18 protein-coding genes are annotated in these 19258 nt (G+C 47.4%); 5 read left to right on the top strand and 13 right to left on the bottom strand.

Going from position 1 to position 19258, the window contains the following annotated elements:
• The first annotated feature begins 60 nt into the window (after window positions 1-60).
• Complete coding sequence (ychF, locus tag FDX11_RS10930) at window positions 61-1155, top strand: redox-regulated ATPase YchF (RefSeq protein ID WP_048211448.1); 1095 nt, start codon at window positions 61-63, stop codon at window positions 1153-1155.
• Window positions 1156-1361: 206 nt separating this feature from the next.
• Here the strand turns inward: ychF and FDX11_RS10925 are convergent, their stop codons facing one another.
• A complete protein-coding gene (locus FDX11_RS10925) occupies window positions 1362-2474 on the bottom strand; it encodes a hypothetical protein (protein WP_079223825.1) in 1113 nt (370 codons plus the stop codon).
• A 23-nt stretch (window positions 2475-2497) separates the two neighbouring features.
• On the bottom strand, window positions 2498-3808 hold the full coding sequence (locus FDX11_RS10920) for an MFS transporter (RefSeq protein ID WP_137350157.1): 1311 nt from the start codon (window positions 3806-3808) through the stop codon (window positions 2498-2500).
• A gap of 367 nt (window positions 3809-4175) precedes the next feature.
• On the opposite strand from FDX11_RS10920, the gene FDX11_RS10915 reads away from it, so the two are divergent.
• Window positions 4176-5972: a glycoside hydrolase family 2 protein gene (locus FDX11_RS10915; protein WP_137397896.1), complete on the top strand. Its 1797-nt coding sequence runs from the start codon at window positions 4176-4178 to the stop codon at window positions 5970-5972.
• A 1-nt stretch (window position 5973) separates the two neighbouring features.
• Here FDX11_RS10915 and FDX11_RS10910 read toward each other — a convergent pair whose 3' ends face one another.
• The 6 genes from FDX11_RS10910 to ycgZ form a co-directional block, all read right to left on the bottom strand.
• A complete protein-coding gene (locus tag FDX11_RS10910; protein ID WP_079223809.1) occupies window positions 5974-7557 on the bottom strand; it encodes a hypothetical protein in 1584 nt (527 codons plus the stop codon).
• A gap of 354 nt (window positions 7558-7911) precedes the next feature.
• Complete coding sequence (locus FDX11_RS10905) at window positions 7912-8460, bottom strand: LuxR C-terminal-related transcriptional regulator (protein WP_227255169.1); 549 nt, start codon at window positions 8458-8460, stop codon at window positions 7912-7914.
• Window positions 8414-8707, bottom strand: coding sequence for a hypothetical protein (locus tag FDX11_RS10900; RefSeq protein WP_042307929.1), 294 nt, complete (start codon window positions 8705-8707; stop codon window positions 8414-8416). Before FDX11_RS10900 ends, FDX11_RS10905 begins: the two co-directional genes overlap by 47 nt.
• 122 nt (window positions 8708-8829) lie before the next feature.
• On the bottom strand, window positions 8830-9096 hold the full coding sequence (locus FDX11_RS10895) for a biofilm/acid-resistance regulator YmgB/AriR (RefSeq protein ID WP_038641176.1): 267 nt from the start codon (window positions 9094-9096) through the stop codon (window positions 8830-8832).
• Window positions 9097-9130: 34 nt separating this feature from the next.
• Window positions 9131-9403 (bottom strand): hypothetical protein, encoded by a 273-nt coding sequence (locus FDX11_RS10890; RefSeq protein ID WP_042307926.1) that lies wholly within the window; start codon window positions 9401-9403, stop codon window positions 9131-9133.
• 45 nt (window positions 9404-9448) lie between these two features.
• The gene (gene ycgZ, locus FDX11_RS10885) at window positions 9449-9685 is read right to left on the bottom strand and encodes a regulatory protein YcgZ (protein ID WP_042307924.1); all 237 of its coding nucleotides are present in this window, start codon (window positions 9683-9685) and stop codon (window positions 9449-9451) included.
• 311 nt (window positions 9686-9996) lie between these two features.
• Here ycgZ and FDX11_RS10880 point away from each other — a divergent pair, with 311 nt between their 5' ends.
• The 3 genes from FDX11_RS10880 (at window position 9997) to FDX11_RS10870 (ending at window position 13765) form a co-directional block, all read left to right on the top strand.
• Entirely contained in the window at window positions 9997-11208 is a 1212-nt protein-coding gene (locus FDX11_RS10880; RefSeq protein WP_042307923.1) for a diguanylate phosphodiesterase, read from the top strand.
• Between the two features lie 220 nt (window positions 11209-11428).
• Complete coding sequence (locus FDX11_RS10875) at window positions 11429-12160, top strand: MerR family transcriptional regulator (RefSeq protein ID WP_042307920.1); 732 nt, start codon at window positions 11429-11431, stop codon at window positions 12158-12160.
• A gap of 330 nt (window positions 12161-12490) precedes the next feature.
• The gene (locus FDX11_RS10870) at window positions 12491-13765 is read left to right on the top strand and encodes a Glu/Leu/Phe/Val dehydrogenase (RefSeq protein WP_042307917.1); all 1275 of its coding nucleotides are present in this window, start codon (window positions 12491-12493) and stop codon (window positions 13763-13765) included.
• Between the two features lie 48 nt (window positions 13766-13813).
• Here FDX11_RS10870 and FDX11_RS10865 read toward each other — a convergent pair whose 3' ends face one another.
• Genes FDX11_RS10865 through FDX11_RS10845 form a run of 5 tightly spaced genes read right to left on the bottom strand, consistent with a single transcriptional unit; the run spans window position 13814 to window position 19231 of the window.
• On the bottom strand, window positions 13814-14509 hold the full coding sequence (locus FDX11_RS10865; protein WP_137397895.1) for a LuxR C-terminal-related transcriptional regulator: 696 nt from the start codon (window positions 14507-14509) through the stop codon (window positions 13814-13816).
• 18 nt (window positions 14510-14527) lie between these two features.
• Window positions 14528-15043 carry a fimbrial protein gene (locus FDX11_RS10860; protein WP_137397894.1) on the bottom strand — a complete coding sequence of 172 codons (516 nt, stop codon included), beginning with the start codon at window positions 15041-15043 and terminating at the stop codon, window positions 14528-14530.
• 13 nt (window positions 15044-15056) lie between these two features.
• On the bottom strand, window positions 15057-15986 hold the full coding sequence (locus tag FDX11_RS10855) for a fimbrial protein (RefSeq protein WP_137397893.1): 930 nt from the start codon (window positions 15984-15986) through the stop codon (window positions 15057-15059).
• Window positions 15987-16013: 27 nt separating this feature from the next.
• Window positions 16014-18524, bottom strand: a complete 2511-nt coding sequence (locus FDX11_RS10850; protein ID WP_137397911.1) for a fimbria/pilus outer membrane usher protein — start codon at window positions 18522-18524, stop codon at window positions 16014-16016.
• A gap of 29 nt (window positions 18525-18553) precedes the next feature.
• A complete protein-coding gene (locus FDX11_RS10845; protein ID WP_061381212.1) occupies window positions 18554-19231 on the bottom strand; it encodes a molecular chaperone in 678 nt (225 codons plus the stop codon).
• Between the last annotated feature and the right edge of the window lie 27 nt (window positions 19232-19258).

Here is a 19258-nt window from a genome sequence, read left to right as displayed (position 1 = left end):
CTTTTCTACAATCTGTTTTCTATAACAGATTGAATATCAAAAGATTAAGGTGATTTAAACATGGGATTCAAATGCGGTATCGTCGGTTTGCCAAACGTAGGCAAATCCACCCTGTTCAACGCGCTCACAAAAGCGGGTATTGAAGCGGCAAACTTCCCGTTCTGTACTATCGAGCCGAACACGGGTGTTGTCCCGATGCCCGATCCGCGTCTGGATCAGCTGGCCGAAATCGTCAAACCGCAGCGTATCCTGCCGACCACGATGGAATTCGTTGATATCGCGGGCCTGGTAAAAGGCGCCTCCAAAGGTGAAGGCCTGGGTAACCAGTTCCTGACTAACATCCGCGAGACCGAAGCGATCGGCCACGTGGTGCGCTGCTTCGAAAACGACAACATCATCCACGTTAATAACAAAGTGGATCCGGCTGACGATATCGATGTTATCAATACCGAACTGGCGCTGTCCGATCTGGATACCTGTGAACGCGCTATTCACCGCGTACAGAAGAAAGCCAAAGGCGGCGACAAAGACGCTAAAGCAGAACTGGCTGCCCTGGAAAAATGTCTGCCACAGTTGGAAAACGCTGGCATGCTGCGCGCGTTGAAAAATCTGACTGACGAAGATAAAGCGGCCATCAAATACCTGAGCTTCCTGACGCTGAAGCCGACCATGTATATCGCCAACGTCAACGAAGACGGTTTTGAAAATAACCCGTACCTCGACAAGGTGCGTGAAATCGCCGCTGCCGAAGGTTCCGTGGTGGTAGCTGTTTGCGCCGCTGTTGAAGCCGACATCGCTGAGCTGGACGACGCCGACCGTGAAGAGTTCATGGCCGAGCTGGGTCTGGAAGAGCCGGGGCTGAACCGCGTGATCCGCGCAGGCTATGAGCTGCTGAATCTGCAGACCTACTTCACCGCGGGCGTGAAAGAAGTACGTGCATGGACCATCCCTGTCGGCGCTACCGCTCCGCAGGCGGCAGGTAAAATCCACACCGATTTCGAGAAGGGATTCATCCGTGCACAGACTATCGCGTTTGAAGACTTCATCACCTACAAAGGTGAGCAAGGCGCGAAAGAAGCCGGTAAGATGCGTGCGGAAGGGAAAGATTACATCGTGAAAGATGGCGATGTGATGAACTTCCTGTTCAACGTCTGAATAAAATTTCTCGTCTCATGAGGTTTCATTGAATCTCATGACAACGGTAAAACACTATAAAATCCACGCAATTGCGTGGATTTTTCATTTCATAGAGTTTCAACTTTCACACTAAAATCTATCAGTAACAGTATGACGTGCCCATAGACGCCCCTTGCGGGATGATTTATCTATGGGCCAGAGACACTTAGCTATAGGAAAGAAAATTACAGGGACGGAGCTTTGAAATACCCTATACCAATCGTTTTACGGAAACGCCAGTTCTGCCATTGCGGCCATAATACCTGGGCGATCATCGCAATCGCTATCCAGCGGAACCAGGTCGCGAAGGTATTACTGTAGCCCTGCGGCTCTTTGTAACCCTTCACCCATCCATCGTAACCGCGCTCACCAAGCAGGGTGTCCGGGAACCCTCCATCTGCATTCTGGAAATCCAGTAATGCCACCAGCATACGGCGCAACCAGTGTTCAATTTCATCACGACGATGCGGACAGCGCGCATGGCCGTGCGCCAGAATATCGATAATATCGACATCAATACAGCTGCTCCGGATGGCTAAGGGCTGCTCCAGACAACGGCTCATTGACTGGTTAAAATAAGGAATATCTTCGTCAAGGGCATAGAACACGTGCAAATTATGTGTGGCGCCGCAGAGTGCAAACAGCAGAGCCTCCTGGCTGTACTGCTGCCCGGGTCCCCAAAAACCGGAAAAGGGCTCACTCTGCTGGTTATGCCAGAAAATCATATCCTGTAATCGCTGCGCCGCGGGTCCCTTCGGATCGCGTTGCTTTTCAAGCAGCAGGAAGCTGCCTACATTGACGATATTGTTACCTTCAAGCCACGGATCGCGCATATCACGTTGTGCCAGCCATGCCCAAAAATACTGAGGATCGAGATACGGTTTTATAAAAGGCAGTTCCAGCCTGTTGAGCTGATCAAGCACTTCCAGCGCCCCCATACAGTAATTCGTCGCGTGAAAACGCATGTACTGGCGCGTTTTATCGGCATCCGGGCCTTTCCACGTTTCGCTCCAGTTTAAACCCGGCAGCTCGAAATATCCGTCCTCTCGTTGATGGCGCAATATCCAGTCCGCTAGCGCTTTTTTCTCCGGGATGTCATCTCCTAATAACGCGCGCGCCATCGTACCATCATAGGTTCCAGGCAGAAGCATTTGCGGCCATTGTTCAGCCTGGTGTCGTTCGCTCACACGCAATATGCCCGGAGTTGCGTTCTGAAGTTGCATGCTTTTTAACCAAAGCAGACTTTTATCTTTAGCCGCAAGAATACGTTCCTGTAATAAATTATCGGTTAATGACATTTTTTGTACCTGTGAGATCAATATTATTTAAATTTAGCAACCGACATGGTTGGAATTAATACGTGCATAATCAGGAAACCCAGCAGATAGGCAAATCCGCCCATCAGGAAAATAGACCAGTAGCTGCCCGTTGCCTGCAAAATATGTCCCGTCGCTTGGGTAAAGAGAATGGAGCCAAGCGAGCCTATCAGGCAGCCGATACCGACCACAGCACCCACCGCTTGTTTAGGAAACATATCCGATACGCTGGTATAAAGATTGACGGACCACCCCTGATGCGCCGCGACAGCAATACCAATTAACGTTACCGCCACCCACAGATTAGAAACGTTAGAGACCAATAAAATCGGGAGCACACAGATTGCGCATAATAATAAGGTAAACTTACGCGCCTTATTTACTGCTATTCCACGGTTAACCATCCATGCCGGGAGATAGCCTCCGGCAAGACCGCCAAGCGTTGCCAGCACATTGATGAGCACCAGCGGCATCGCCATATGGGCCATATCAATATCGCGAGCGTCGTGTAGCCACTTCGGGATCCAGAAGAGGAAGAACCAAAAAATAGGGTCGGTAAGGAATTTACAGACGGCGAATGCCCAGGTTTGCTTATATTTTAGCAGCCCTAACCAGCTTATTTTTTGCGTGGTTTGCGCTGCCGTCTCTGCATCATCATCCTGATGGATCCAGGCCAATTCTTCTTTGTTTACTTTCTTAACTTTCTCCGGTTTTCCATACAGCAGTAGCCAGAAGGCAATCCAGATAAGCCCTACCGCGCCCGTCACGATAAAGGCTTCACGCCAGCCCCACTGTAAGGCTATCCAGGGAATAATGACCGGCGCAAACACATTCCCGACATTCGAACCAGCGTTAAATATGCCCGTTGCGAATGCGCGCTCTCGTTTGGGGAACCATTCTGCGGTTACCTTCACGGCTGAAGGGAAGTTGGCGCTTTCACCCAGTCCAAGAAAGATGCGTGCGTAAATAAATCCAACAACCGTACCGACCATGCCGTGCGCCATCGCCGCGAAACTCCAGAGTGCGAGTGCAATGGGCAAGACCAGGCGGGCGCCATAGACATCAACAATACGTCCACACAGTAATAAACCTACCGCATAGGCCGCCTGAAATGCGGTAACAATATTTCCGTACTCAATCTCATTCCAGCCAATATCCTTCTGGAGCATTGGCGCGAGCAAACCTAAAATAGATCTGTCGAGATTATTAATGGTGACGGAAAAAAAGAGTAATGCGCAAATTGTCCATCGATATCGACTGGTTGCCGATCCTGCCTTTACTGCCTCATTACTGACACCGCTTTGCAACTGCCCCATCGTATTTCCTCCATCACGATAAGATAATGTATCCAAACAGACCCAATACAAATAACTGTTAACTTTTCGCCATTGTAAGTGACCGGGTCAGAGTCCGTGACGGGTTAGAAATGGAATTGAGATCCCCGAAGTTCCTCCCTGAATTTATGTGAGTAATATCGCTACCCGTAAGTGTTGATGTGACAGAGATCACTTTGACAACATTTATAATGAGATGTCGATCACATGAAAATACGGCCCATTTTCGACATCCATCACATTTACGGTTTTTTCCCACTTTCGATTCCGTCAGAGATTGAGGAAGCAGTCCTGAGTCTGAATTTGAACCGTTATCCTTCAGAAACACCTCATTTAGGAAGGATATCTCATGCTGGAAAAATCGAACCTGGCTGAAAATGCCGTAGAGTGCTTACACAACGAGCAATATGACACCCCGTACAATACGCAGAATTTTAATCACACCAATCTGCTGTTCACCGGGGGGCGTGACGGTGAAAGCCTGAGCGGCGAGTGGCGTTTTACGCTGGATCTCCATGACACCGGGCTAAGGCAAAAGTGGCATCTCTTGGAAAAACGCGATCAAGAAACGCGCCGCGATCCTTACGACTACGATCCCTTTGCTGGCGATTCCGTACCGGTTCCGGGATGCTGGCAGATGATGAACGAAAAGTGGTTCTACTTTGAGGGAAGCGCCTGGTATACCCGGGAAATCGATTATATCGAACGGGACGCGGGCGAACGTATTTTCTTGCGCATTGGCGCGGCTAACTACGATTGCAAAGTGTTCCTCAACCATCACTTTATTGGCAACCATTATGGTGGCTCCACGCCATTTTGCGCTGAGTTAACCTCCGAAATTCAGCCGGGAAATAATGTGCTGATGATCTGCGTAAATAATACGCGTACTACCGACCGTTTACCCTTACGAAATAACGACTGGTTTAACTATGGTGGGATATACCGTGAAATTGAACTGTATCGCACCCCGCAATCCTATATCCGGGATTTGTTTGTCTATTTAGTGCCTGATGGTAAATATAACCGGATCGCGGTAAAAATTGCCGTGGAAGGAGAGGCGAAGGAGGTCAACTTAACGATCTCAGAGCTGGGTATTGCCGTCACGCTTCCAGTGATTAACGGCGTGGCGAACGCAGAGCTGTCTGCCGAGCCGCAGATCTGGTCCCCTGACCGTCCCAAATTATATCGCGTGATGGCATCGCTGGGACGTGACTGCGTGTGCGATCGTGTCGGCTTCAGGCAAATAGAAGTTGTAGGGACGGATATCCGTCTGAACGGCCAGTCACTCTATCTTCGCGGCGTTAACTGTCACGAAGACGATCTTCTGTCCGGAAAAATGACCAGTGAAGCAGATATCCGCCGCCGGTTTCACCATGCAAAAGAGCTTAACTGTAACTACCTGAGGCTGGCGCATTATCCACATCATGAGATGGCGGCTCGCATAGCGGATGAAGTCGGCTTATTGCTCTGGGAAGAGATCCCAAACTACTGGGCGATAGATTTTAAAAATCCGGCTACCCAGCGCGATGCACATAATCAGTTGATGGAGTTGATTTATCGCGACCGTAACCGTGCCAGCGTGATTATCTGGTCGGTCGGTAATGAAAACGCGGATACCGACGAACGGCTGGACTTTATGACCATGCTGGTTGACACCGCTCGTCAGGCCGATCCAAGCCGTTTAATTTCTGCCGCCTGCCTTGTTAACCATGCCAAAATGAAGATTGAAGATCGCCTGGCGGAGCATCTCGATATTATCGGCCTTAACGAGTATTACGGCTGGTATGAAGAGAATTTCGACGATCTGATTGTACTAGGAGAAAATTCATCACCTTCTAAGCCCGTCGTTATTACCGAAACCGGGGCTGAAGGGGTTATCGGTGATAATGCACCGACGTCAGGGCCGTTCTCGGAAAACTATATGGCGGAGGTATATCGCAAGCAGACCGAATATTTGCCAAAACTCAATTACATTCGAGGTTTTACCCCGTGGTTATTGTATGACTACCGGACAGAACGACGTCAGAATCCCTATCAGAAGGGATTCAATTGCAAGGGCCTTATTACCGCTGACAAGGTAACGCGTAAAAAAGCCTTTTATATCCTGCGTGATTTTTACCAACAGCTTAAAAACGCTGACGCGTAATCTATTCATTTTCAGTCAGACTGTCTGCCAGGCTAATCAGCCTGGCAGGATCAAATAGCATCGCCAGATAATGGGGCTGCTGCTGTTCTTCCCTATCCATCCATTCTGAAAGTCGTGTTGCCAGAATACGCAATTCATTAATTTCTTTCGTTAATTCAAATAAAGAAATACCGCTCTGATGACCATAATTGTCTACCATCATTTTCATGGCAACGCTGCGTGAGACGCGGTTAAACATTTCGGTATACCAAGGGACGCGTTCCCAGACTCGCTTAAACAGCTCCCTCTTCTCATTGGACATCGCAACAGAATGGATGATGTGATAGAGCCGGTTACGTGAATCCTGAGCAAGGAAAAGAGCCCGCTCTTTTTCCAATACCAACTGCTGGAATTGCTCACGTCCACTATCGGGATCGTTTACCGGAAACAGGGTCGACAGGGCATAATCATCGGATTTGCGCACATGCAGCTGAAGCTGCTTTACGGCCAGGGCGTAGCTGTCTGGCACCTGGCTGTAATGATGCAAAACATGCCCCAGAATGTAGGGTGTCTTTCTCATCCATTCATAGCTACAGATGTACAGCTGGTGGAAGAGGTTCACCTCAATCGTCCCCACTTTATGCTCAAGCATATCCGTCAGCCAGCAGTGAAAGGCCTGTTTTTCCGTCATAAAGATTTCGCGGCCAAACATCGCCAGGCCGTGCAAGTTGACAGAATTAACTGAATTTATCAGCGAACTGTTGGAGATCCATTCCCAGTTAAGCCGCCCCGTTATGGCCTCCAGATCCTCGCCCACCATGCTTTCTACCCAGCTTAACCGGCCCTGGATTTCCTCTAACAGGTAGCATGGAAGAAGCGTCCAGCCATATTCCAGCCCCCACATGTCGAACTCAATCCACTTGATTCGGCCATCAAGTTGAGTCAGGAGCGGATTATTAACAAATCCAGGGCGATATCCCTGTGCAACCGCCTTTATGGAGACCCGCACATCCTGAGGTAATACTTGCAAGGCATTAACTAGTTGCCACGAGGCGGCTTCATCCTCCATATAGTCACGTAACACCATTTTTTTTCCGAGGGTACGCAGTGTCTTATAGAGATAAGGGAGTGTTGAAACCCAGTTGGCTTTATAAGGCTGATGTCTAGGAAGATTAACAATTACCCCATCAATACCCGGCAATGTATCCAAGGCCTCATAGAGATCGTACTGATAAAAATTTTTCCAGAAAATTTCGTCCGCATTGCTGTTATCAATTAGCGCATATTCAGGGTATTTTTCCTGGATTTTACCGTCACGGGGAAGCGCCTCTCCTTGCAGCCACACCCGAATGCCGGAAGTACGGCAATACCGGCATAAACGCTGCAAATAAAGTAAATGCTCCTGATGTTCACGAAGCAGATTCTCACGACCATGCTGACAATATTTTGAAGGAGAGACTAACAAAGAAAATAAGTTCTGTTGGTTAATGATAAGCCCGTTAAATTGATCCCGTATCATCACTGTAATAACACTTTGCAAATACGGCCAGTGCCAAATCAGTGACGAGTTTACTTCCAGTAAACGCAACGGAACGGAAGCTTGCATTTTAAACATTCTCATTATTTATGCCAAGGTTAATGGACATTTTATAGAGAATCCCCAGGTTGTGCTACTCCAGAATCTTTAAGATGCGCCGTATGGTGCCGGTTTACTGATGTGGATTTTCTGGGGATCCCTCAGCCCATAGGGACGTACCGAGTCCAGGCTCTAAGAACCTTCCCGTCATACTTCTTTTAGTAACACAAAGAGCACTTGCTTGTAACCCTTCCTTAGCGACTCAACTGAGGGCGCGATGAATATGACAAACAGCAGCAGATATTTTGGCTACCGGAACGGAATCGCATACACCGCGTCATATTGAGAATGCCAAATGCCAAAAATCCACGCACTGTATTTTACTCAGGCATGTTTCAGCCAGTTCCTGAATATTGGGGTTTGCAGTATTCCCTGAAAATCAATCAACCCCGAACAGCCAAGTTTCTTGATCAGATTTTGCCTGCTCAGGTAAATCGTTTTTAAGTGCAGGTTAAGCAAGCCAGAAATTTCAGAAATAGTCCGCCCTTCCCCTAATTGCGTTAAGATAAATTTATCCCGTTCAGTCAGGACGATATTTATTTCAGATTGCTGGTCGTGTTCAGTATCAATGCTGATAATTTCAGCGATAAATTTTTTGATTGAGGCTACGCCACTGTCTACAGGAAGCCTGTAGAACGAAAGTTCATTGAGATACTGATACAGATGACCATCAATCAGAAGCACCAGCCGATGCGTCCTGAGATCATAGTTTTGCTTTTTGACAGTGTTGAAGTAGTTAATCGTAAAGAAAACAAGACGCACGTTCTTATCTTTATATTCTATATCAGCGAGAATAATCTCCAGGCCTTGTCTGATATAGACATCATCAATCCACAATTCTGCATGTCTGGCGTGTTCCTGAACTGTATTCATTATTTATGACCTCTAAAAAATCACAATTAATCTGACGGGGTTCAGAACGAATACCTGGTTGAAGGTGACGCATAATCTGCATATAGAGATCGGTTAATATAGCATTCTTCTCATTCTTCAGCTGTACACTAAGTGCCTGAACAAGAATGTCATCACTGACATAACCCATTTTCAACATCACATTGCGCTCTAAATTCTTATATAAAGCGCACTGGAAAATATAATTTTCCGGAATTGAATTAATCATATCAAGCCCATAATAATGCAGTCTAAGAATGAGAAGATGCTATGTGTAGTCTTAATTTAAAGTATACAAATACTCAGCACATACTATGGATGCTGGAGCTTCATGATTATAAAATAACTTTATTAGACGTCGTCAGCGGTATAGCGCAAAACTATTTCCAGTGTTTTTCTGATGATATCAGCCTGAACAACATCGGTTGTCGATTCCAGTGAAGCGATCAGGCTTAAAATGATATTTTTATTATTAACATTATCACCAGCTAAAATCACATTTGTTACTGCCTGTCCCAATACAACGGATTCATCTGCTAATAGCTCACCGGCATTACGGAAGTAACTCGACAAAGCCTTATCTGCTATTGCTCTGTGAACATTCATTTCCTGAAGCATAGTCACCTCGCTTGTATAGTATGAAAAATGGTCTCTAATGTAATTTAGGCTTTTTACTGCCACTGAATACACTCTCATCACCAGTTCTTTCCGGTTTGGGGTTCATCCTTGCCGGATTAGAATCTGTGAAATCATGAATTATGCTGTCAATAAGATGTCTACGCCCGGCATCCGCTTCACTCACCTTCATAAGACGTAATTGCTTAATCAATGCGGGTAGTGATATTGCCGTGTTCATGCGCAAAATCTGTATAACTGCTAAACCTGTAATTTCGTGTTTCAAGCGTTCATGGTCAGTTTTCTTCATAACTACTTCACTACTTTCCCCATTTATATGTTTTAGGGTGTCCCTTTATTCGAAGAGCAGGCCGATTAGGGCATTGTAATGCTTCTGTTCGTCCTCACCAGATGCTTTTTCAAGACGGTTCAAAAGCTTGGCACAGAGTGACTTTCGGCTCAGGTTACGTCCATCTTTCAATATCTCAGTGACGATCTCTCCCAATGTTTCCTGCTGTGTAGGAAGATGCGCTTTTGCAAAGTAACGAGAGATTGCGTGTGCGGAATCAGTGAGAACTCTGTGCTGCTGCATATGTTGCTCCTGTAACAAAATGCTGGTGAGTATTAAGTTTTATAACAGTAGCAAAGTTGTACCAAATATGTGTACATCGAGATAAGGCAAATTTTAACATAAAGTGCTATATTTTATTTATCAATATGTTACGAAGAAAAAGAAAAACACGATATCTCCACCCATTGTACAACCTCTATGAACCAGGGCAATTACGATTTTTGTTGAACCTTATTATGTAAAATTACAGTTAAAATAATGTATTGAAAATCAGGACATAACCGCGTTTGTCTGATACTGTCCTCACCTCATCCCTTAATCCCGGACTTTCCATGCTCACGACCATTATTTACCGTAGCCATCTACGTGATGACGCCCCCCTCTATGCGATTGAGGATATGGTGGTGGCCGCAAATCTGAAAAACAGGCGATCTGATGTTACGGGGATCTTGCTCTTTAACGGTCGGCATTTTTTCCAACTACTTGAAGGCCCAGAGGAGCAGGTGAAGGAGATTTATCGTTGTATTTGTAACGACCCACGGCACTACAATATTGTCGAACTGATGTGCGATTATGCCCCAGCGCGCCGGTTCGGGAAGGTCGGGATGGAGTTATTTGATTTACAAAAACATGAACGGGCTGAGGTCTTACAAGCTGTACTGAATCAGGGAACGTCAAAATTCCAGCTCACGTATGATGACCGGGCATTGCAGTTTTTCCGGACATTCGTACTGGCGACAGAAAAATCGACTTATTTCGAAATCCCTGCTGCCAATTTCTGGGATTTTATTACCGATAATAGTGGTACCACCCTTAATAAAGCAGAGCTTGCGTCAAATACCGACTACACCTTTGCCTTTCAACCAATTATCGATCCTCTCTCACAACGCGTTATCGCTCTGGAAGCGCTGATTCGTGGTAAAGATGGGGAAACTCCGGCAGCGTACTTTGACAAATTAAGCACGGAAGAGATGTACACAGCGGATCTGGAAAGTAAAAAGACGGCATTTGCCATGGCCAGCGCGCTGAACCTTGGTGAAAAAATGTTGTCAGTCAACCTGTTACCTATGACGCTGGTGAACAGACCCGACGCTGTTAACTTTCTGATTCATGAAATAGCCGCAAATGGGCTGGTCCCTGAACAAATCATTGTGGAATTTACCGAGAGCGAAGTCATCTCACGCTTTGATGCTTTTGCACAGGCGGTAAAATCACTTAAAGCATCGGGGATTTGTGTGGCAGTTGATCATTTCGGCGCGGGTTATGCCGGGCTATTGCTCCTGTCTCGTTTCCAGCCGGACAGAATAAAGATAAGCCGTGAACTCATTGCTGATGTCCATAAAAGTGGCCCGAGGCAAGCTATCATTCAGGCGATCATTAAATGCTGTACTTCACTTGAGATTCAACTTTCCGCCGTTGGCATTGAAAAACCCGAAGAATGGATGTGGCTTGAATCCGCCGGGATCGAGCTTTTCCAGGGTAACTTATTTGCAGCAGCCTTGCTGAATGGTACCCCTTCAGTAGCATGGCCTGAGAAAAAATAAACTCGCTTAGGGTAAGCTGTAACTTAATGACATTATGAAAAATTTTTGTTACCCCGCTCCGCTATTTGATGTTGAATGCAGTAAGATTCTCACGCGTGATAGTAAAGTAAATCTTAATTTTGCTAGAATGCTCTGTATGTTTTGTACAATTTGATGCATGTTGTACAAAGTGACAGGAACCGCATATCGGTGACGGAGAATCAGGCGTGTTGGGGGAACTATGGCTTATTACAGCATTGGCGACGTCGCAGAGCGTTGCGGGATAAATCCTGTGACCCTTCGGGCATGGCAACGACGCTACGGTTTACTCAAACCTCAACGAAGTGAAGGCGGCCATCGACTCTTTGATGAAGAGGATATTCAACGTATTGAAGAAATCAAACGTTGGATTAGCAATGGTACGCCTGTTGGGAAAGTTAAAGCATTACTGGAAACCAGTACCCGTGAAACTGACGATGACTGGAATCAGCTGCAGGAAGAGATGATGAGCATTCTGCGGATGGCGCATCCGCCGAAACTGCGGGCCAAAATGCTCTCTCTTGGCCGCGCGTATCCGGTAGATGCGTTGATTGACCGAGTCTATCTCCCTGTACGTCAGCGGCTCATACTTGATCATAATACCTCTCGCATAATGAACAGTATGCTTGACGGCGCGCTGATTGAATATGTTGCGGTACTCCTGTCGGAAACGCGTCGCAAGTCAGGGAAAGATGCCATTCTGATGGCCTGGGATGTTGAAGACAGAACCCGCTTATGGCTGGAGGCCTGGCGCTTATCGCAATCCGGGTGGCATATCGCCATTCTTGCAGAACCTATTGAAACACCACGTCCTGAGCTATTCCCCGGACAAACACTTTTTGTCTGGACCGGTACGACGCCAACCAGAAGACAAAATGAACTGCTGCAACACTGGAATGAGCAAGGATACAAAGTCATTTTCCACGGGCCTTGACCCGACAGACGCCCAGCTCGACGCAATAAAGCAAATACATTTTATTATCATATTGTTTACTTTTAGAGGTGCGTCATAAATCTGACAAAATGTGTTTTTTGCAAAACACGCATACCAAATCACCCATACCGCAATAAAAACCGCAAAATAGTTAAAGAAAAGCATAATTATTCATTTTCCAGATAAAGCCCATACTATCCATACCGATAAGCCGTGTTGGCTGGACAGGCCACCTGTCGAAAAAAATGTTAAATTTAGGTTTATATGGTGAGATTCACTGTATACCACGGCCAAATTAAGAACATATTACTTTTATAACTAAGGTTTATCATGGATAAGTTATCTTACGCTTCAGATAGCAGCACATCTGCCTGGAATACCTACCTGCAACAAATCGAGCGTGTGGCCCCTTACCTGGGCGAACTTTCCCATTGGGTGGATACCCTGCGTCACCCAAAACGCGCATTGATTGTCGATATCCCGGTACAAATGGATGACGGGACTATCCGTCATTTTGAAGGGTATCGTGTGCAACATAACCTTTCGCGCGGTCCGGGCAAAGGTGGTGTGCGTTTTCATCCTGATGTTGATCTTAATGAAGTGATGGCCCTGTCCGCATGGATGACCATCAAATGCGCGGCATTGAATCTGCCGTACGGCGGTGCCAAAGGGGGTGTGCGCGTCGATCCGTTCTCACTGTCTGAGGGCGAACTGGAGCGTTTGACCCGTCGCTATACCAGCGAAATCGGCATTATTATAGGACCGCAGAAAGACATACCTGCGCCGGATGTGGGTACAAACGGTAAAGTGATGGCCTGGATGATGGATACCTATTCCATGAACCACGGCACCACCGTGACCAGTGTTGTCACCGGTAAACCTATTCACCTTGGCGGCTCGTTAGGCCGTGATAAAGCCACCGGTCGCGGCGTTTTTGTCAGCGGTCTGGAAGTGGCTCGTCGTGCTAATATCGAAGTTGAAGGCGCTCGTGTTGCAGTGCAAGGTTTTGGTAACGTCGGCAGTGAAGCCGCCCGTCTTTTCGCGGCAGCAGGCGCACGTGTCGTTGCTATTCAGGATCACACCGCGACGCTGTTTAACGCTACCGGTATCGACATGTCCGCGCTGTCAGCCTGGCAACTGGAACACAAGCAGATTGCAGGTTTCCCGGGAGCTGAAACCATCGCCAGCGAGGCGTTCTGGAGCCTGGAGATGGACATACTGATCCCTGCAGCGCTCGAAGGTCAGATCACGCGTCACCGCGCTGAAACGCTAACCTGTAAACTAGTACTCGAAGGCGCCAACGGTCCAACCTATCCTGATGCAGATGATGTTCTGGCTAGCCGTGGTATTGTGGTTGTACCTGACGTGGTTTGTAACGCTGGGGGCGTTACCGTCAGCTACTTCGAATGGGTTCAGGACATGGCAAGCTTCTTCTGGAGCGAAGAAGAGATCAACCAACGCATGGATAAAATCATGACCGATGCGATGGTACACGTATGGGAAAAAGCGGCCGAGAAATCCTGCTCTCTGCGTACCGCCGCCTATATTGTTGCCTGCGAGCGTATTTTACTGGCACGTAAAGATCGCGGAATTTATCCGGGCTAAGACCCTGAGTAATCTTGAGCATAAGCCACCTGCTAAGCAGGTGGCTTCCTATCTGCTGCTCACCGGGAGCATGTACAATTCTGCATCAGGTGCAATTGGCCGTGTTATTGTTTCTTCACTCGCTGCTGGTATCTCCGCGCTGAACACCCTCTTTTCCTGCGCAGCGATGAGGAATTGTAATAATTCGCAATCCGACCTCAACCTAAATTTATTCATTAAGGCTCGACGGTGCGCCAGCACAGTTTTCTGACAAATATGCATATGCAAACCAATTTGCTTTGATGTGAGCCCTGACAATAATAAACGAATTAACTGATGCTGCTGCGCTGTGAATGTTTTATGTGGGCAACCCAAGCAAGAGCGCCCCTTATTGGTAAAATTTGCATTTTTCACTAAGGACCAGTGATGTTTAATCACCGCCCCCATCTGACTGGCCGAAGTATCGTGTGGAATAAAAATAATATGGTTGATACATGAAGGCACTTCGCCACGCGCAGGAATATGCTCCCTGTCAATTAAACCCACAATAAGCCCTGGCGATCGGGTAAAGAACTCTGAATGGCAAAGATAATGTTCACCGGGGCTGAGCATTAAAATCATCACATCATCAGTTGCCCTATTTTTAGAGTCAAAATTGTGAATACTCAGAGTTTGCCTAACCAATTCCAGTGAAAATATTTCTCTAAGTAATGCGATTAATCCCAATTTATACATATTGTCATCACAGCGGATGCTGATGTTCATTAAGGCGCCTGCTTTAGTTTATTGGTAGGTCATAGAAATAGTAATCGCAGAGTTGATGGTTCCAGGTGTTACCTGCCCTTGCTCACTATAAATTCTGGCGCGCAAACGCCATGTATAACGCTGATTGGAAATATTTGCAGTTAATGATTTTCCGTCGCCAAGGGGCACGCCATCGCTCGCCTGTAACTGGATTGCGACGGGTGAGGCGGTACCGGTATTCCGGTACATATCATTGGGATGGTCACTATCGGCGTTGCCGTTAAACAATACCGTAACGCGACTTGTCCCGGCAGGACACTGTTCAACACTTAACTCAAAAGCGACCCACGGCGTGGTCGAACTCGCGGTGTATAACGATGAAGCGGTAACAGATTGCCCAGGCGTTAAATCAACAGTTTTGGTCACACTGTCACTGCTCACCTGACAGGGCGCAGTTTTGACATTGCCGTTGATATTGAGCGTCACCGGATCGCCTATGCCCCATGCCGGTAATGCGAGCACCATCGCTATGGCCGTCCTTTTTCCAGGTAACATTCTTTATTCCCTGTTATTGGTAAGTAATATTCAGCGTCGCGGTTGCATTGGCGCTTCCCGGTCTGACGACCGACCTGGTCTGGTAGTAACGCGCCACTAGCGGAAATGTTTCCTGCCCGCCCGCTGAACGCTTCAACACAATGCGATTATTCAGTTGCAACGGAACGTTGTTATAAAGCATTTGTATCCCTACCCCGTCTGCAGTTCCCGGCGTTCCCTGACCGTTCAGCGCCAACACGCTCGTATCGCCTGTCACATCGGGGTTTTGCGTACCCATGAGTTCCACGTTAATGTTGGCGGACGCATCACAGTTAAGTCCAAGGTTCTGGCTATCGCTACGCGGCGGGTTAAACCCCGATTGGTTAGAGAATTCACTGGCATTAATGTCGCCAAGGTTAAAATTCAGCGTCTGGCTGGTAACAGAGCATGCTAATACCGTTACCTGAGTATTTGCATCGAGGGAAATTTGCGTAAAATAATTATCCGGTGTGACGAACCATCCCTGCATTATTACTCCCGGCGTTAAATATCCAGGGGTTATTTTCCCGGTTTTAATTAACATCACATCGTAAAAACCGAGATTATAAACGTAAGCCGTACCGTTGGATGGCAGCACAAAGCTACCAGGTGAAACTGATACGCGTATCCCCACACCATCGAGGTTAGTGTTAAATACATTATTTATTGGCGAGTTTGTTGCCGATAAGTAATTAAACGTATAACCGCCACTGCATGACGTTGGCTTGTCGGGAGCATCCACTTCAAGCTTTGCATACCCGGAAAGTCTGGCCCGCGCAATTTCGCTACCTACCGGCGCATCGCGTTGCACGAGAATATTGCCCATGGTAACTGTGCCAAATAGCGTCGCATTGACGGAACAATTATCAGCATAGCTCAAACCGGGGAGTAACAATAAAATACAGAGAACGTAAATTCGGTTCATCTTAATAGACTCAATAAATAAAGTGAGTTACCGACACAGACTGTCAGTCACGGTAATACCACGATAATTTTCTTCGCTGTTCAGAGTATATTTAGCCGTACAGTGCTGTTGGTTGTCATTGCCCCAGACAACGTCCAGTATGCTTTGTGGCTGCATGCCGCTTAAATAAACCTGGCCGTCATCCCCTACAATGAAGCTTTGCCCCTGAACACCTCTGACCGTCACCATCGCACCAAATGGGACAGGTTTTCCGTTATCACGGCGTAACGTGAGCAATACACGCAATCCTACGTTGGCCACAAAATCTGTGCGAACTATCGCGCCACGTGTCGGCACCACGGTTTTATTAGTCAGTTCCAGCTCAACGTCATCTGCTACAGTTGCCGTCTCCAGTCCGATATCATTTTTGCGATAGGGAGAGACGTTACTGGCAACGGTGTATCCACGAAAATCAGTGCGTACGCCACTTTGGTTTTTTATACCGACATTCGCAGCGCCCGGCGCTTTAATCAAGACGTTGGTTTCACCCAATGGCTGTGAAAATGTGACACCATCCGCGTGGGCGAGTACGCCCCCCGCTAGCGAATAATTCACCCGTTGCAGGTTGCGATCGTAACTGTAACCCCCGCTGACTTCAGCGTACCCGCCTTTATAATCAGCGTTCAGGCTGCCGGTATAACCAGCATCCTCAGAACCATAACCCTGCCGAATACTCCAGTTCAGAGCATTTCCCTCCAGCGCCATCCCGCTCAAGCCGACGCTGTGCGTTGTCCCGCTGTTACGACTGGTATTCATGCTATAGCTGGCCCAGGAATTGTTCGAAAAGCATTCCAGTGGAAGGCTAATATTCAGTGCCACCAAACGCTCGCTGTCGTAGCGAGCATTGCTGCCCGAATAACCGTTTTTACTCTGCGTCCAGCCAATCCCATAGCTTATTCCGTGCCAGGTGTTGTTATAACTCAGGCTCCATGACTGCAATGGTTTTGCGTAATGCCAATAATCTTCCCGCACCGCGCTGAGCGAAAGGGAGCCACCTGACGCTCCCAGAGACTGGTTGATGGTCGCCTCCATGCGATTACGGCGTTTCTCTATCGATGAGCTGCTGGTCCCATAAGAATCAAACGTGTCTTGCATCCCGGAATAGCCAGCCGTTGAATAACGATATCCGGCAATCGAAATGTTTGTCCCGGTTACCACGCTGTTTTTGCTGTAACGAATGCGCCAGGATTGTCCCTGCTGTTGCCACGTATTCTGTGGCTGGGACCAGGACTGGCTAACATCAGCCGAAACCGCCCCCACCACGCCAAGATTTTTCCCGATACCTACTGCAACAGAACGATAATTATCTGCCCCCTGGACGCCGCCATAAGCCGTGAATCCTGCCGGCAAACCATAAATTAGCGTTCCCTGAACAAAGGATGTCTGCTCAACCCGACTGTCATATGAGCGATAACGCCCAGCGGTCAATGCATATTTAAGACGCCCTTCCCGCTGCAGTACGGGCAATGAAGCAAACGGAACGATAAAATGTTGTTCATTACTGTCTGCTTCTTTGATACTCACGTCGAGATCGCCCGCGCCTCCTGTCGGGTACATATCGGTTATTTCGAACGCACCTGGAGAGACGTAGTTTTGGTAAATTTGATAACCATTTTGTCGAATGATCACCTGCGCGTTTGTACGGGCGATGCCTCGCACCACCGGCGCATAGCCTTTCAGCGAATCTGGGATCATCTCATCATCAGAGGCAAGCTGGCCGCCGCGAAAAGGAATACTGTCAAAAACGTCGGCTGGCGAAGAACTGTCGCCCAGCACCAGTTGCGCTTTCAGCGGAATAATATTGCGCTGTACGTAGCTATAGACGGTGTCCCAGTGAGCATTTCCCTGGCTGTCTTTATGCCAGGTGCTGTAGTTACGTAACCGCCATGGGCCAATGTTAATTCCCGGACGCAGGTTAACGTACTGACTGGTGCTGTTGTTTCCTGTGTCTTTTGTCCGGCTGTTATCCCCACTGAGACTGTAATTGAGCATCATGGCTGTAATACCTTCATCCCACTGTTCTGGCGCAACATAACCGCGCGCCGGTGAAGAAAGCGCGGCCTGCGGAATACTCAATAACAACTTCTGGGAAGAAAATAACAGTTCGCTGGAAGCCTGAGGAATAGCGGATAGATCAGCGCAATTCTCGTTCCTGACAAGCCCTGGATATAACGCTGTCTTCACACCGTAGCCCTCCAACAACTCTGTAGAAAGACACGGTTCCAGCATTCCCCCTTCCCGTCTGGTAAACACTACATCACGGGTATCAACATTCTCTCCATTAAGAAGAATATCAACATGATATGTTCCTTCCGCCTGTTGTCCTGTCTCAAAGCCGGAAAGATCAACATCGCCATTTGTGGATCCTGTACGCTCCAGCAACGCAGGGTTAAAATAATCACGACCTTTTACTTCATTAAGTACATTGGCGACGGTTAATAAAATACACAGCAACAATCGGACCGGAGGCGGATTAGATATCATTTTGGCTATCATCATTGACATAATCTTCCCGTCCGGACTGAGTTTTAGAGTGAAGCGTGATACGCCTCACTTATTCCGCCGTAATCATTAATAATTCTGTAGGTTATTACTCCACCGGTAATACCTGTCGGTAGTGCGAAACTCGCGCTGCGTCCGGGCGCGACAAACGTGACGTCTTCGATTCTTTTACCTGCCACGGTAATTTCATTAAAATTAATAAAGTATGCGGATGGGTTCGTCACCTGAATAAATTTACCGTTCGATTTCCAGTGTAGTTTTTCTACCTGCGCATCTGGTGTTGACTGGGTTAATCCTGGCGGCCTGTAGATCAGTTTTATTCGCGTTTTGATAGCTATTTGTAATGTATTATCTTTACGTTCTGCAGACGGTATCGATTTAATATTGAGCCAGAACAGAGATTCTTTATCTTCTGGCAAATTACCTGCGCGAATAATGCGCATTACGTTTCGCTGTCCTTTATCCAACCGATAAAGCGGTGGAGTAATGATAAACGGTGCTTTTGCCACGTCGTTGCTTTGCGTTTCAATCCACGATTGAATTAAGTAAGGAACCGCATCAGGGTTATTAACGCTCAGCGAAGCCTCTTTCTTTCCACCATCGTAAATGACTCGGGTACCACCGATTGAAACACCCGCATGCGCAGTAGTAATACCGATCGCCACAACAACCAGGGGCAACATACAAAAACGTAATACTCTCATCATAAACCTCTGAAAGGGCCGTTTGCC

This window comes from Citrobacter sp. wls714 (assembly GCF_005281025.1).
In the GTDB taxonomy this organism is placed as follows: Bacteria; Pseudomonadota; Gammaproteobacteria; order Enterobacterales; family Enterobacteriaceae; genus Citrobacter; species Citrobacter werkmanii.
The sequence above is the reverse complement of the archived record's forward strand: the minus strand, read 5'-3'. Positions and strand labels throughout refer to the sequence as shown.

Coding starts and splice junctions, on each gene's coding strand:
- FDX11_RS10925 (WP_079223825.1), bottom strand. CDS start 2,474: ATGTCATTAACCGATAATTTATTACAGGAACGTATTCTTGCGGCTAAA.
- FDX11_RS10850 (WP_137397911.1), bottom strand. CDS start 18,524: ATGATGATAGCCAAAATGATATCTAATCCGCCTCCGGTCCGATTGTTG.
- FDX11_RS10920 (WP_137350157.1), bottom strand. CDS start 3,808: ATGGGGCAGTTGCAAAGCGGTGTCAGTAATGAGGCAGTAAAGGCAGGA.
- FDX11_RS10905 (WP_227255169.1), bottom strand. CDS start 8,460: ATGAATACAGTTCAGGAACACGCCAGACATGCAGAATTGTGGATTGAT.
- FDX11_RS10895 (WP_038641176.1), bottom strand. CDS start 9,096: ATGCTTCAGGAAATGAATGTTCACAGAGCAATAGCAGATAAGGCTTTG.
- FDX11_RS10910 (WP_079223809.1), bottom strand. CDS start 7,557: ATGCAAGCTTCCGTTCCGTTGCGTTTACTGGAAGTAAACTCGTCACTG.
- ycgZ (WP_042307924.1), bottom strand. CDS start 9,685: ATGCAGCAGCACAGAGTTCTCACTGATTCCGCACACGCAATCTCTCGT.
- FDX11_RS10875 (WP_042307920.1), top strand. CDS start 11,429: ATGGCTTATTACAGCATTGGCGACGTCGCAGAGCGTTGCGGGATAAAT.
- FDX11_RS10855 (WP_137397893.1), bottom strand. CDS start 15,986: ATGAACCGAATTTACGTTCTCTGTATTTTATTGTTACTCCCCGGTTTG.
- FDX11_RS10880 (WP_042307923.1), top strand. CDS start 9,997: ATGCTCACGACCATTATTTACCGTAGCCATCTACGTGATGACGCCCCC.
- FDX11_RS10860 (WP_137397894.1), bottom strand. CDS start 15,043: ATGTTACCTGGAAAAAGGACGGCCATAGCGATGGTGCTCGCATTACCG.
- FDX11_RS10890 (WP_042307926.1), bottom strand. CDS start 9,403: ATGAAGAAAACTGACCATGAACGCTTGAAACACGAAATTACAGGTTTA.
- FDX11_RS10900 (WP_042307929.1), bottom strand. CDS start 8,707: ATGATTAATTCAATTCCGGAAAATTATATTTTCCAGTGCGCTTTATAT.
- FDX11_RS10845 (WP_061381212.1), bottom strand. CDS start 19,231: ATGAGAGTATTACGTTTTTGTATGTTGCCCCTGGTTGTTGTGGCGATC.
- ychF (WP_048211448.1), top strand. CDS start 61: ATGGGATTCAAATGCGGTATCGTCGGTTTGCCAAACGTAGGCAAATCC.
- FDX11_RS10865 (WP_137397895.1), bottom strand. CDS start 14,509: ATGAACATCAGCATCCGCTGTGATGACAATATGTATAAATTGGGATTA.
- FDX11_RS10915 (WP_137397896.1), top strand. CDS start 4,176: ATGCTGGAAAAATCGAACCTGGCTGAAAATGCCGTAGAGTGCTTACAC.
- FDX11_RS10870 (WP_042307917.1), top strand. CDS start 12,491: ATGGATAAGTTATCTTACGCTTCAGATAGCAGCACATCTGCCTGGAAT.